Source organism: Demequina sp., assembly GCF_016278765.1.
GTDB lineage: Bacteria > Actinomycetota > Actinomycetes > Actinomycetales > Demequinaceae > Demequina.
In genome coordinates, this window is record NZ_JADQBE010000011.1 from 16562 (window position 1) to 30064 (window position 13503).

Annotated in this window: 11 protein-coding genes; 6 read left to right on the forward strand and 5 right to left on the reverse strand. The window is 68.7% G+C overall.

All coding sequences use genetic code 11. The features are described from left to right. The first annotated feature begins 137 nt into the window (after positions 1 to 137). The 3 genes from QZZ29_RS02070 to QZZ29_RS02080 are packed head-to-tail and all read left to right on the forward strand — an operon-like array spanning position 138 to position 4981. Entirely contained in the window at positions 138 to 452 is a 315-nt protein-coding gene (locus QZZ29_RS02070) for a WhiB family transcriptional regulator (protein ID WP_291380999.1), read from the forward strand. Positions 453 to 479: 27 nt separating this feature from the next. Then, positions 480 to 3563, forward strand: a complete 3084-nt coding sequence (locus QZZ29_RS02075) for a glycosyltransferase (RefSeq protein ID WP_291381001.1) — start codon at positions 480 to 482, stop codon at positions 3561 to 3563. After that, positions 3560 to 4981: a DUF5719 family protein gene (locus QZZ29_RS02080; protein WP_291381002.1), complete on the forward strand. Its 1422-nt coding sequence runs from the start codon at positions 3560 to 3562 to the stop codon at positions 4979 to 4981. Before QZZ29_RS02075 ends, QZZ29_RS02080 begins: the two co-directional genes overlap by 4 nt. Here QZZ29_RS02080 and QZZ29_RS02085 read toward each other — a convergent pair. The 4 genes from QZZ29_RS02085 to QZZ29_RS02100 all read right to left on the reverse strand — a co-directional run bounded on the left by QZZ29_RS02085 (position 4978) and on the right by QZZ29_RS02100 (position 9168). Then, positions 4978 to 6456 carry a glycoside hydrolase family 130 protein gene (locus QZZ29_RS02085; RefSeq protein WP_291381003.1) on the reverse strand — a complete coding sequence of 493 codons (1479 nt, stop codon included), beginning with the start codon at positions 6454 to 6456 and terminating at the stop codon, positions 4978 to 4980. The genes QZZ29_RS02080 and QZZ29_RS02085 overlap by 4 nt on opposite strands. Then, positions 6453 to 7523, reverse strand: a complete 1071-nt coding sequence (locus tag QZZ29_RS02090; protein ID WP_291381004.1) for a glycosyltransferase — start codon at positions 7521 to 7523, stop codon at positions 6453 to 6455. Before QZZ29_RS02090 ends, QZZ29_RS02085 begins: the two co-directional genes overlap by 4 nt. Further along, positions 7520 to 8524, reverse strand: coding sequence for a glycosyltransferase (locus tag QZZ29_RS02095; protein ID WP_291381005.1), 1005 nt, complete (start codon positions 8522 to 8524; stop codon positions 7520 to 7522). Before QZZ29_RS02095 ends, QZZ29_RS02090 begins: the two co-directional genes overlap by 4 nt. Positions 8525 to 8766: 242 nt before the next feature. Beyond that, on the reverse strand, positions 8767 to 9168 hold the full coding sequence (locus QZZ29_RS02100; RefSeq protein ID WP_291381006.1) for a metallopeptidase family protein: 402 nt from the start codon (positions 9166 to 9168) through the stop codon (positions 8767 to 8769). Positions 9169 to 9261: 93 nt separating this feature from the next. Here QZZ29_RS02100 and QZZ29_RS02105 point away from each other — a divergent pair, with 93 nt between their 5' ends. The 3 genes from QZZ29_RS02105 to ahcY all read left to right on the forward strand — a co-directional run bounded on the left by QZZ29_RS02105 (position 9262) and on the right by ahcY (position 12644). Further along, positions 9262 to 9621: a DUF3499 domain-containing protein gene (locus tag QZZ29_RS02105; RefSeq protein WP_291381007.1), complete on the forward strand. Its 360-nt coding sequence runs from the start codon at positions 9262 to 9264 to the stop codon at positions 9619 to 9621. A 41-nt stretch (positions 9622 to 9662) separates the two neighbouring features. After that, entirely contained in the window at positions 9663 to 11081 is a 1419-nt protein-coding gene (locus QZZ29_RS02110) for a phosphomannomutase/phosphoglucomutase (protein WP_291381008.1), read from the forward strand. A 123-nt stretch (positions 11082 to 11204) separates the two neighbouring features. Further along, the gene (gene ahcY / locus QZZ29_RS02115) at positions 11205 to 12644 is read left to right on the forward strand and encodes an adenosylhomocysteinase (protein WP_291381009.1); all 1440 of its coding nucleotides are present in this window, start codon (positions 11205 to 11207) and stop codon (positions 12642 to 12644) included. Between the two features lie 13 nt (positions 12645 to 12657). On the opposite strand, the gene QZZ29_RS02120 is transcribed toward ahcY, so the two are convergent. After that, the gene (locus tag QZZ29_RS02120) at positions 12658 to 13485 is read right to left on the reverse strand and encodes an RDD family protein (protein ID WP_291381011.1); all 828 of its coding nucleotides are present in this window, start codon (positions 13483 to 13485) and stop codon (positions 12658 to 12660) included. Positions 13486 to 13503 lie beyond the last annotated feature (18 nt).

The window sequence follows — 13503 nt, forward strand, 5'->3', positions numbered from 1 at the left end:
TGCTACGGAGCATCAACGCCGCAGGCGTGCGCCCCGTTCCCCTGCGGGATCTGTCACAGTGCGCTACATTCGACTTGACGGAGAGAGATTACAAGGGTGTAATTCTCTTCGAGTGGGTGTCGATCGGAGGACGGGCAATGTGGAATCTGTATACCGGCTCCCTGCCGACGGATGCGGGCACCACGCCGGGCTTAGCCCCGGTGGTGGACATCTTTGGCGCCGAGGCGGACGGACCGCTGTCATGGCAGGACCGTGCGCTGTGTGCGCAGACGGACCCGGAGGCATTCTTCCCCGAAAAGGGAGGGTCGACTCGTGAGGCCAAGAAGGTGTGCACGTCGTGTGAAGTGCGTTCGGAGTGCCTCGACTACGCACTGGCCCACGACGAACGGTTCGGCATCTGGGGCGGCCTTTCAGAGCGTGAGCGTCGCAAGCTTAAGCGCCGCGCGGTCTGACGCGCGCCCCCGTCGCTGCGGGACCTTATGAGCACGCCCTACGTCAGGGCCGTGCTCGTCACCGATGGGCAATCCGAGCATCTCTCCGCCACCCTCGCCGCGATCGCCGCACTCAAGGAGCAGCCGTCGATCCTGCACGTCGTCGTGACAAGTGAAGCCGCTGTCGACATCCCCGAGTCCCTGGCAGCCGACTTTCGCAGAAGTGAAGCCTCCACGTATGCGGAGGCGGTGAGTAGCCTGCTCGACGACGTGGGCACACGCGACGGCGAGTTGCTGTGGCTGCTGCACGACGACACCGCGCCTCACGTCGACACCCTGACACGGCTCGTGGCCACGGCGACCAAGCGCCCTCGTGCGGCCGTCGTCGGCGCGGCGCACGTGCGCTGGAACGATGCCTCCCGGCTGGTCAACCTCGGAACCACAGTGTCCAAGCTGGGGGCGCGGCGCGTGGCGCTCGTTGTCGAGGACGACATCAACCAGGGCCAGCACGATTGGCGCGAAGACGTGATGGCGGTGTCCCTCGCCGCCGCGCTGGTGCGCAGGGACGCGTTCGATGCACTTGGCAGGCTCGACAGGGGCTATCAGGGCTTTGGCGACAGCCTCGAATGGTGCAGGCGGGCGTGGGCCTCGGGTCGCGACGTGGTGATCGAACCGCGGGCGCGCGTGAGGCACGCCCAGGCCGGACTCTATGGCACGCACGCTCGACGGCCCGGCAGGGGCGCCACCCATGCCCGCCGACGCGTGAGCGAATGGCACCACGCGTTCGCGTGGACCCGCTGGTGGGCGATCCCGCCGCTGGTGCTGCTCATTCCGTTGAGCGTCGGCGCGAGAGTGGTGGCCCGCGTTGCGCAGAACGTTCCGCGGCGGGCGCTGGCGGAACTCGCGGTGCCGTTCTTGCTCGTCGCGCGCGCGCCAGCCATCGCGCGAACGGCCGCGGCCCACCGGAAGGTGGGAGCGACCGGCCCGATCGAGGACCGACTGTTCGCGAGCACCCGGCAGGTGGTCGACGCCGTGCGGCACCGCGAGTTGGGCACCTTTGAGCGTTCGCGCGCCTCCCGCGCACCCAGCGAGATGGTGAGGGCGGAACTCGACGCCGCGGCTGCTCGCCAGCGACTGAGCCTCGTCACCACCATCGGACTGTCCGCTGTTGCCGCTGCCGCCGTGGGACTCGACTACATTCGTGGACTCGCGGCCGGCAGGATGGTGGCCGGTCCCGGAATCGGATCCACCGACCTGACCTTCGAAACAGTCTGGTCGCGGGCGCGGACCGGTTGGGCCGACATCGGGCTTGGCTCGGCAGGTATTGACGGCGCCTACGCGGGACTGATGGCTCCGCTTGCGGCCGTCCCCGGCGGTTTGCGCGTGGGAGTGGGAGCGCTCCTGATCGCCGCGCCGTTCCTGGCGTCCTTGCTTGCCTGGTGGGCCGCTGGACATGCCACCCGCGGGCCGTGGATCCGGGCCGCCGTCGCGTTGGTGTTCGGCCTGTGGCCGCCTTTCCTGGCGGCAGTGGCCGACGCCCGCGTGGGAGCGGTGCTCGCCCACGTCGCCCTGGTGGCGGCGGCCGTGGCGATCTCGCGCGCGGCGGGTTGGCGCAGGGGAGAAATGGTGGCTGGACGCATCGAGTCGTCCGCTCCGGCTCCGTCGCCGTCCGCCGCGCTCGCCGCCGCGCTCGCCGTGACCGTCGCCACCGTCGCACAGCCGGTGCTGCTGCTACCGCTCGCGATCATGCTGGGGATTCTGGGGGCCATGGCCGGGCGTCTCAGGTGGCGAGTCTGGGCGATTGCCGTGGTCCCGATCGTGGTGGGCCTTCCCGGCATCGTCGCGGCGGTCAAGCTCGCGCCCGACGCCGGCGCGGTGACGTCCGTTCTTGCGCGCGAGCCGGGACCCGGAGCGGGATTCACCGGGAGCGCGTGGCGCGTCGCAGCGGGAATCGCCGACCCCTCTCGGTGGCCTTCGAGCCTGGGAGAGGCCTGGCCGATCGGCGCGATCGGTGGCCTCGTGGTGATCGCTTGCGCCATTGCCGCGGTCGCGTCGCGACGGTCATGGAAGCCAGCCTCGCTCGGCTTGGCGTTGGTGGCGGCCGGCGGCGCGGTGGCGGCATGGTCGACACAGGCGACCGTGGCGTGGCCCGACGGTGCGGGCTCCGACGCGATCTCGGGTTGGCCGGGAACCGGTTCTTCGCTCGTGGCGCTCGGGGCACTCGTGGCGGCTGCCTCCACGCACGGCGCGCTGCTCGCTGGCGAGGGTTCCCGCTTCGCGGTGGGACGGGTGACCTCGGCCGCCCTTGCCATGGTCGCCGCCGGTGCGTCCGTGGCGGTGGTCGCCTTCATCGCGTGGCCGGGTTCCCAGCCCGGCTCCGCCACCACGGTCAGCGCCCACGTGTTGCCTCTCGCGGTGCCGCTCGATCAGGACGGGCCGTATCGGCAGCGAGCTCTGGTTCTGACCGCTCAGGACGACGAATCAGTGGCCTATTCCGTGCTGTCCCACGACGGCTCGACATACGCGATAGGGAGGTCGGAGCTGGGCCCTGATGGTGTCCCGCTTGGAGGCTCTGGAAACGACACGGTCGGAGTCGACACGATCGCCAGAACGGTCGCGGCCGCGACCAAGTCCGGCGCGGCCGACGTGTCGGCCCTCCAGGATTGGGGAATCGGAGTGGTCGTCGTCGCGCCGGGTGGCAATCGCATTCAGGGGGCACTCGACCAAAATAGCGCCGTGACGCTCGTCGGCGGATCGGAGATCGGCACGACGTATCGGCTCGCCAACGGCGACGTCTCGCGTGCGTGGATCGCGACAGCGGCCGGATCCATTCCGGTGACGTCCACGGCGACGTCGGGCGGGCCCGCAGCCACCCCGGTTGCAGGGGGCACCTTGGTCATTGCCGTTCCTTCGGCAAGCGGGTGGACAGCCCAGCTGAACGGCCAGCCGCTCGCCCGCATCGACGATGCGCTTGGTCGCGTCGCCTTCGAGGTGCCCGCCGGGGGCGGCATCGTGACGTACGACTATCGCGATCCCGCACAACGATGGTGGTGGTGGGCGAGTGTGGTCGCCATCGCGTGGGCACTTATCGGTTCCGTTCCTCTCAGGCGCTCCAAGGAGGTGGCCGAATGATCCGCCGCATCGTCGTCGCCACAGGAGCCGTCGCCTTGGTGGCGGCATCGGCTGCCATGACGGTGACCGTGGCCGCGCCCACCCTCGATCACGCCACACCAAAGTCGTTCCAGATCGCACCGCCCGCGCCCATCGTCGCCTGTCCAGGAGCCCAGACCGTGCCGGTGGGTGACGTGGGCGCCGGCGGTGACCTTGCGTCGGAGCCGACGGTGCGCACGCTCGACGTCTTGGGCCCGGAGGCGACGCGGGAGGTGGGGTTCGGGCAGGGTGCGGACGACTCCATTGCGGTTCAGACGGAGCGCATCGGCGACGGCGACATCGAGGGCTGGGCGGCGGTCACGTGCACCCAGCCGTCGTTTGACCAGTGGCTCGTCGGCGGCGCCACCACGCTCGGCTCGAGCGCCCGCTTGGTGCTGTCGAACCCCAGTGCCGCCTCGACCGAGGTCACGGTGACGATCTACGGCCCGTTGGGCGCTCAGGCCGACCCGTTGATCGTGCCGGTGGCTCCCGGCGGAGCAGTGCAAAGGCTCATCGAGGGAGTCGCCGCCGAGATGAGCGCGATGGTGGTGCGCGTCCAGGCCACCGGGCCGGGGGTGGTGGCCTATCTCCAGGATTCGCGCCTGGAAGGCTTCCAACCGGCCGGCACGGCTTGGGTGGGCGGAAGCGTCCCGGCGACGGATCTGGCCATTCCGCTCGTCAACGCCGACGCTCGGCCTGTCGGCGGCACGGCCGCCGCCGATCAGGGTGCGGGCGCGGAGCTTCCCAACCCTGGTTCCGCCGATCCCGCACCGCCGGTGCTCGACGTGCCGGCAACCACCGTCACCGTGCGACTGATGGCTCCCGACGGCGCGAACGTGGAGTTGGCGCTGGTGTCGTCGCAAGGCGTGGAGTCGTGGTCGGTGGGTCAGCCGATCGCTCTCGACGCCGGTGTGGTCACCGATGTCGACGTGCCCACCGGCGCGCTGGGCGCCATCGAGGTCCGCTCGGACGCGCCCGTGGTCGCCGCCGCGCGCACCGTGGTCGCCCGCGCCCCGCAGGAGGGCCTCGCGGGCGACGTGGCGTACGACCACGCATGGGTCCCGGCCATGGATGTGCGCACGTCCACCGCCCTGTCCGCCGTGGTCCCGTCCGATGGCGCACGCCTGGCCGTGTACTCCCCGGCCGCGAAGCGAGTAGATGTCCTCAATGACGCCGGCGAGGTGGTGGGATCCGCGGACCTGACCGCGCGCACGGTCCAGTGGGTGCCGATTTCGGCCGCAGCGGGCTCGCGGGTTCATGTGACAGGCGTGTTCGCGTGGGCGTTTGGCATGACGTCCGATCGCGGATACCTCGCGTCGGTTGCGCCCGTGGACATCAGCAGCGCGTCGGTGACCGCGACGGTCATACCGCGCACGTACCCGCCGTCCGCCGGAGGCTAGTTCGGAGCCCCGTTCGGAGTCATGGACGCGATGAGATCGCCGACCGGGACGGAGGCGACCCGGATCCGGTTGTCTCCTACGCCGTGCGGAATCCACAGCGTGCCGTCGTGGATGATCCCACCGCATGAGTAGACGACGTTCGGCACGTATCCGGCACGATCGTCGGGCGTAATGAGCGGCTCCGCGAGAGCGGCGATCACGCGGGTCGGGTTCTCCAGGTCGAGCAGGATGGCGCCGATGCAGTATTCCCGCATGGGGCCGACGCCGTGGGTGAGCACAAGCCACCCGTGCTCCGTCTCGAGCGGCGATCCGCAGTTGCCGGTCTGGATGATCTCCCACATGTGGGCTGGACGATGCAGGGGTTGCGGTTCACCCCACACACGGCCGTGCTCCGAGTGGGCTACACCAAGGGTCTCGCCGTCGGAGCGTGTCAGGGCGAGAAGCCTGCCGCCCACGTGGCGCGGGAAGAGCGCCATCCCCTTGTTGCGGGCCGCCGCTCCGGACAATCGGTGGATGTCGAAGGTCACGAAGTCCTTGGTGATGATCAACCGAGGCGCAATGTTGCTACCGTCGTACGCCGTATAGGTCGCGCGGTAGTCCTGGCTGCCGTCGGGGTGATCGCACAGCACGAAGCGCGCGTCCTCCATTCCGTTCGACTCGTCGCGACTTGCCGGCATGAGTACCCGCTGGGACAGTTCCGTATCCGCCGGGAACGTCGACCGGTAGGCGCTCTCGACCACGGCGTGAAGTCTCTCCAGATGGTGCGTGGCCTGGCTGCGATGCACGAGTACAGCGGGTAATTGGCCCATCGCACTCTCGAAGTCCCGCATCGTGAAGTTTTCGGGAAGCAGGCGCGCCAGGGCGTGCGCAAGTTCCACCACGTGTCCCCGCATCTCAGACTCGACGGCGATCACGAAGTGCTCTCTCACCCACACGGGCGGCGAGGTGGCGCCCACGACGACTGGCAGGTCCCGCTCCCCGAACCGCCACGTCACGCCTGGGCCGATGACGGCCGTGATGAACTCGATCGACGAGATGTGACCCTCGCCGATGCCGCGCAACGCGACCGCAACACGAAACTGTCCCGGATCGAGGCCCGACTGATCGGGGTGCGGCATCGCGCTCGGGTTGCACAGTGCCGCACCTTCGATTGCGTACTCGGCGGTGAATGCGGCGCCCAGAAGGATCTTGCGTGCTGGGCTCAGCTCGTCGCCGCTGAAGGTGGAGAAGGCCACCGAGTCGGCGTGGGAGTTCAGCACATCGGTCAGGCGGTCCACCCCGGCCGTAAACGAGTTGAGGATGCGCGCGGCCGCGACCCGCGCGGCCACCTCCTCGATGGCCAAAATACGCCGGCCGATATCCGCCACCCGGGAGGACTCCTCGTGAGTGTCCTCGCCGGGAAGGAACAGGCGCAGGGCCAGGCGAGACGGGTCTGGATCAAGTTGGGTGCCGGCGTCGGTGACGGTCACGGTCACGGGATGTCCTCGGCGAGCCCCACCTGGCGAGCCAGCTGGTGGGTGGTGAGCGCTGCCAGCGTGGATTCCGCGCCCCGGTTGGAGTTGCGCCCCGTGGGTGTCAGCCCATCGAAGCCAGCACCAGTCTCAAGGTCGACCATCGGCGTCGAGGAGTCGTTGTCCCCCAGGAACCATCGCCATGCCGACCTGACGCCCTCACGCCAGATGTCGTCGCCGGTCAGTTGCCAGGCTCGAGCGCACGCTTCGGCGAACATGGCGGCCTCGATGGGCTGCTGGTCGAACTGTGGCCGGGGCTCTCCGGGCTCCCAGCCCGCAGCACCCGTCAGGGACAGGTGCCCGGTTTCCGTGTACGTGTCGAGCAAGAAACTCAGCAGCGTTAGCCCACGTTCGAACATCGTGTCGTCATGAAGAGCCCACCCGCCGGCGATCAGCGCCTCGGGCACGACGCCGTTGGCATAGCGCAGGCGCCGCTCGGGCCACGGCCAGGCCGCGTCGACGGCGGGTCCCACCATGGTGCCCGCACGTCTGGTCAGTCGGGTGGACACTCCCGCCACGCTGTCGATGCCTGCCGCGAGGGCGTCGCTTGCGCCCACCGCGGCGAAAAGCTGCGCGTGTAGGTCCGGAGTCTCCCACGCGGCCGCCCTGCGAAAGACGCGCACGGCGCGGGCCACGGTAGTCGGATCCTTCGAGAGGTGTGCAGTGGTGCCCAGCGCGCCGACGGCTCGGCCCCACCAGTCGCCGCCGCCGGCGGTGTCCGTCCACTGTCCCTGGGTGTCTAGTCGATTGTGCGCTGCGCCGCCCTTGGTGATGGCGTGCTCGATGAAACTCAGATAGGTGTCGATAAGGCCCGTGAGATGAGGTGCGGGCTCGGTCGCCCACGCGACCTCGCGGATCACGAAAGACAGCGCCCGGGCCACGTCGTCGAGGCAATAGCCGTGCTCGGCGCGCGGCTCGGTTTCCTGCGCGTGCTCGAAGACTCCCCGTGCGTCGCTGAGGTAGACAAGATGGCTCGGCGGTAACACCGGTATGGGTGCGTCAAGGCTGTTCTTGGGCGGGGCCGCCGTCATGCCGCGGCCACCTTGGCGATCTTGCTCGCGATCGCGCGATAGCGGGCGCCGACGGCCGGCCAGTGAGTCTGAGCGCCCCATGCCATACCGACGCGGGACATCTCTTGCGCATCGTCTGGGTGCGCGAGGATCCAACGGATCGCCCTCGCCATCGCCACCGGGTCGCGGTGCGGCACCACGATCCCCGCACCGTTGGCGAGCAACTCGACGGCATGCGGGAAGGCAGTGGCAACCACCGGGATGCCGCTGGCGACGGCCTCGGCGAGCACGCCGGACGTGACCTGCGTGGTGGAGTCGTACGGGAGGAGCACGAGCGAGGCGGCGCGAACGTGCCGGGAGAGCTCTTCCCGGGTCAGGTACTCCCCGTAGAACTCGACCGTACCTTCGACGCCGAGCCGACGGGCCCCTTCGATCAAGCTCGTGCGATAGGTCTCTCCTGCGTGGGCCAGCACCTTGGGGTGGGTGCTCCCCACGACTCGGTACGTGGGACGCGCGGACAAGTCCGACAAGTGGGCCATGGCCTTGATGCCCCACTCGATGCCCTTACCGGGGCCAATGATGCCCCACGTGAGAACGATCGGGGCGTCCTCGCTGGTCTCGAGCACCCCGGTGACGGGAGCTACTCCGTGCGGAATCAACACGACCCGGGAGATGTCGGCGTCGTAAGTGTCGCGGATGAGGTCCAGGCCCGCCTGCGACATGACGACCGAAACATCGGCGCGCCGCATGACCTCCTCAATCACGTGCTTCTGGTGGGCGTGGGGGCGGTCGAGCACGGTGTGCAGCACGGCGATGATGGGCACGTGCAACTGGGCCATGAGGTCCAACACCTCGTCGCCATCCGGACCGCCGTAGATTCCGTATTCGTGTTGGACGACCGCGACGTCTGCGGCGTTGAGGCAGGTGGCTGCGGCAGCGACGCTCGCAGGATCGCCGTTGACGAGTGTGGCCACGACCGTGACGTGTGCGGCGTTCGGCAGGTCGGCTTGGGGGGCGTCCACGACTCTGACTCCAATGGCGTTGTCAGAGCGCGTAGCCATAGCGCCCGCCAGGGCGTCAGTGAAGGTAGCCAGACCGCATCGTGTCGGTGGCAGGGAACTCAGAAAACCAAAGGTCGCCATTTCTCCAGCTTCGCTTTGCCTCAAGCGCGCTACTGCTCAGGGGACCTTGTGCCATTGTACGTCCAGTGCAGGCGGCACGTATTGCCGCAAGGTCCCGCCGCCGGGTGGCGACACGCACTCGCCTAGTCGACCGCCCCGTACTCCGGATCGACCTCGTCGGGCCGCATCGACAGCAGATGGCCGACCTGTTCGGCGAGGATGTCACGCACCAGTCCCGGCAACTCCTCCGCCGACGCTCGTTGCTCGAGCGGACGTCGATAGAGCACCACCCGCGTGGGTGCCCCATATTCTCCGGGAAACACACGTCCGAGTGGCACGCCCTGCTCCCACGGGGCGGGGTCCGAGGGAGGCACGTCCTCGACGCCAAACTCGACGCGACCCCACTGTGCGGACCAGCGCCTGGCGAGGCGTTCCGATCCATCGGCCGCGAGTTCGTCGAACACTTCGGAGCGTGTGCGGTAGCCAGGCAGCGTGGAGGGCAGGAGCGGCCGTCGGGGGCCGCGTCCGTGCGCGTCTCGCCTCATGGGGTGACCTTAACGCGTGTCGGCGCACGCCGACGCGGCCGCGCTCGGCGTGGTGACGGCCCGGGCGCGTCGCAGGGAGGTAGCGTCACTGCTGTGATGGCGACCCGGCAGTGCACCAAGACGGCGTGTGCTCGCCCTGCCGTCGCGACGCTCACCTACGTCTACGAGGACTCCACCGTGGTGGTGGGTCAGCTGGCGACGGAGGCTGAGCCCCACAGTTACGACCTGTGCGCGGCGCACGCGGAGCGTTTCACCGCACCGCGCGGCTGGAACGTGGTCCACATTCAACAGGACTACGACGACCCCGGGCCTTCGCCCGACGATCTCGACGCCTTGGCGAAGGCAGTGCGCGAGGCGGGCCGCCCGGTGGTGCCGGCGTCTGCTGATCCGCGCCCGCCCTTGGCATCCGAGCCGCGTCGCGGTCACCTGCGCGTGGTGGCATCGGACGTCTAGCGCGGCCCGGCGCACGCCCGACGCTCGGTAGGCTTGCCTGCGTGAACCCACCAGACCTGAGCGGCCTCATCAAGTCCTACGACGTGCGCGGAGTGGTGGGCAAAGACCTCACCCTCGACGTGGCGCGGGCGATCGGCGCGGCCTTTGCCGACGCGATGGTGTTGCCGGAGGGCGGGGAGACCGTCGTGATCGGCTACGACATGCGCGACAGCTCGCCCGTGTTGGCGGACGCGGTCACCGAGGGCCTCACGGGGCGGGGAGTCAACGTCACGCGCATCGGCCTGTGCTCCACGGATGGCCTCTACTTCGCCTCCGGAAAGCTTGATCTGCCAGGCATCATGATCACCGCGAGCCACAACCCCGCCGAGTACAACGGCATGAAGATGTGCCGGTCGCGGGCGCGCGCCGTGGGCGAGAACACCGGCCTCGGTCTGGTGCGCACGCTTGCCTCCCGCTACCTGGTCGACGCTCCGCCTGCGGCCGACGCCGCGGGGGTGGCCATGGAGCGCGACATGCTTGCCGACTACGCCGGATTCCTGCGGAGCCTGGTTCCGCTGGAGAACGGTCGCCGCCTCAAGGTGGTGGTGGACGCCGCCAACGCCATGGGGGGCTACACGGTTCCCGCCGTCCTCGGGACCGCCGCCGGGCTGCCGGAGCTGCCGCTCGACATCGTGCCGCTGTACTTCGAGCTCGACGGCACGTTCCCCCACCACGAGGCCAACCCGCTCGAGGAGGAGAACCTGCGCGATCTCCAGGCGGCGGTCAAGGAACACGGCGCCGACATTGGCCTTGCCTTCGACGGTGATGCGGATCGCTGCTTCGTCATCGACGAGCGCGGCGACATTGTTCGCGCCTCCGCCATCACCTGCCTGGTGGGACTTCGCGAGACGGCCAGGGAGGCCGCTACAGGGCGCACCGCGAAGGTGATTTACAACCTCATCTCCTCGCGAGCGGTGCCGGAGCAGCTGTCGGCGGCCGGCGCAGAGCCCGTGCGCTCCAAGGTGGGTCACTCCAACATCAAGGCGCAGATGGCGGAGGTGAACGCCGTCTTTGGCGGAGAACACTCTGCGCACTTCTATTTCAGGGACTTCTACTACGCCGACTCGGGCATGCTCGCGGCGATGCACGTGCTGGCGGCGTTGGGCGAGTCGGACGCCCCCCTGTCCACCCTGCTGGCCACGTATGATCCCTACCCGGCGTCGGGCGAGATCAATTCGCGCGTCGACTCCGTGCCCGGCGCCCTCGGGCGCGTGCGAGCGGCATTCTCGGGAGAGGGCGTCGAGGTCGACGACTTCGATGGCCTGACGTTCACGCACTGGGGCTCGGCAGGCGAGCTGTGGTGGTTCAACGTGCGTGGTTCCAACACGGAACCGCTGCTGAGGCTCAATGTCGAGGCGGCCGAACGGGACGTGATGGAACGGGTGCGCGACCGCGTGCTCGCTGTCATTCGGGAGGGCTGAGTGTCCGCGCTGCGGGGACACGCATCCGCGCCGCGGTTCCCGCTGCGCGACTGATCTACCGCGAGCCGGACGTGCGACACGAAGGCGCAATGGCTCGCAAGACCACTACTACCGAGGAGTAACGTGACCGACTACATCGTCGCCGATCTGGCGCTCGCAGAATCCGGTCGCCACCAGATACGCCTCGCGCACGTCGAGATGCCGGGGTTGATGGCGCTTCGAGAGGAGTTTGGACAGGCGCAGCCGCTCAAGGGCGCCCGCATCGCCGGATCGCTTCACATGACCACGCAGACCGCGGTGCTGATCGAGACGCTGACGGCGCTCGGGGCCGAGGTGCGCTGGGCGTCGTGCAACATCTTCTCGACTCAAGACGACGCCGCGGCCGCGATCGTGGTCGGCCCCGGGACGTACAGCGCGCCGGGTGGGGTGCCGGTGTTCGCCGTCAAGGGCGAGACGATCCAGGAGTATTGGGAGTACACCGACCAGATCCTCACGTGGGAGGGCTTCGACGGCCCCACTCTCATTCTTGACGACGGCGGCGACGCGACGCTGCTGGTGCACGAGGGCGTGAAGGCCGAGAAGGCGGGCTCCGTGCCCTTCCCGCTGGAAGAGGAAGACCCGGCCTACAACGCCGAGGCGGAGGCCATGCGGGCGGTGCTGCGCCGCTCGTTGGCCGCGGACCCGACGCGCTTCACGCGCATGGCCGCTGGGATCGTCGGCGCGAGCGAGGAAACCACCACGGGTGTGCACCGCCTTGACCAGATGTTTGCCCGCGGTGAGCTGCTGTTCCCCGCCATCAACGTGAATGACTCGGTGACGAAGTCCAAGTTCGACAACAAGTACGGGATCCGTCACTCGCTGCCCGACGGCCTCAATCGCGCAACCGACGTCCTCATGGGCGGCAAGATCGCGTTCGTGTGTGGCTACGGCGACGTGGGCAAAGGAGCCACGGAGGCGCTACGCGGCCAGGGTGCTCGCGTCGTGGTGTCAGAAGTCGACCCGATCTGTGCATTGCAGGCTGCGATGGACGGCTACGAAGTCGCGCGTGTCGAGGACTACGTGGACCGCGCGGACTTCTTCATCACCACCACCGGCAACAGAGACATCATCCGCGTGGAGCACATGGCCGCGATGAAGGACAAGGCGATCGTCGCCAACGTGGGCCACTTTGACAACGAGATCGACATGGCCGGGCTCGCCCGCTCCGGCGCCAAGCGAGAGCCCATCAAGCCGCAAGTCGACGAGTGGACGTTCGGCGATGGCCACTCCGTCATCGTGCTGAGCGAGGGTCGGCTGATGAACTTGGGAAACGCGACCGGCCACCCCAGCTTTGTGATGTCGACGTCCTTTGCCAACCAGGTTCTTGCCCAGATAGAGCTCTGGACCCGCCCGGACGCCTACCCGCTGGGCGTGCACCGGCTCCCCAAGGAGCTGGACGAGAAGGTGGCCAGATTGCACCTGGATGCGTTGGGAGTGCGCCTCACTGCACTCAGCCGGTCGCAATCCGATTACCTGGGAGTGCCGGTCGCGGGGCCGTACAAGGCCGACCACTACCGGTACTAGCGTCCGGTTCCGACTAGTTTTCGACGTCGGGCACGCCGTGCGGTAGCCGGTGCACCGCCAACGCCTGTGCAGAGTCGGCATGAAGCCGTTGCACCTCGAGCGCGTACTCGCGATCCCGGCGCACCGCGAGCACCGCCGTCAAGAAGGTCTCCGGATGGGTGCCTTGCGGCGGCAGCGGGGACACGTGCGGCGCGATCCTGGCCGACAGGCTCTCGCCGAGTCGCCGCCGGGACGCCGGGTGCAGGGCGGCGGCACGGGTCAGGAACTGCCTGGCCTCAAGTGCGAGCCCATCGGGAAGCCGTCGGATGTCCACCACGCGCGCCCAATCACCCAACGAAAACGGCACCGTCAGGGGCAGGTGCTGTGCACTCGACGCGCGTGTTTGCAGGGCGTACGTGCCGGCGAGCATGTCGCCCACTCGCTTGCCACGGGAGTTGGCCGCCGACGCGACCAAGGCGATTGATCCTGCGGACAGCCACAGTTCGATCACGCCGACGAGCGCCCGAACCAGGGCCTGGCGCATGGCGATGGGCCCGCCGTCGTCTCGCACGATGCGCAGGCCGAGCGCGTAGCGGCCGACGCTCCTCCCACGGGTCAGAGTTTCGAACACGACCGGAACGCCGACGAAGGTGCCGATCGCCGTGGTGAGGTAGATCGCGGAGATGGCGGCAAAATCGAGCGAGCCCGGCAGTGCCACGGTTACGAGCATCATGATGCCGAAATAGGCCGCGCCCAACACGAGCGCGTCGAGGAGGGCCGATGCCGCCCTCGAGCCGAGGGACGCCGCCGCAGTGTCGAGGGCGACGCCCTCGCCGATGATCGTCTCGTCTGAAGATGCCACCTTTGCACCCTAATGCCT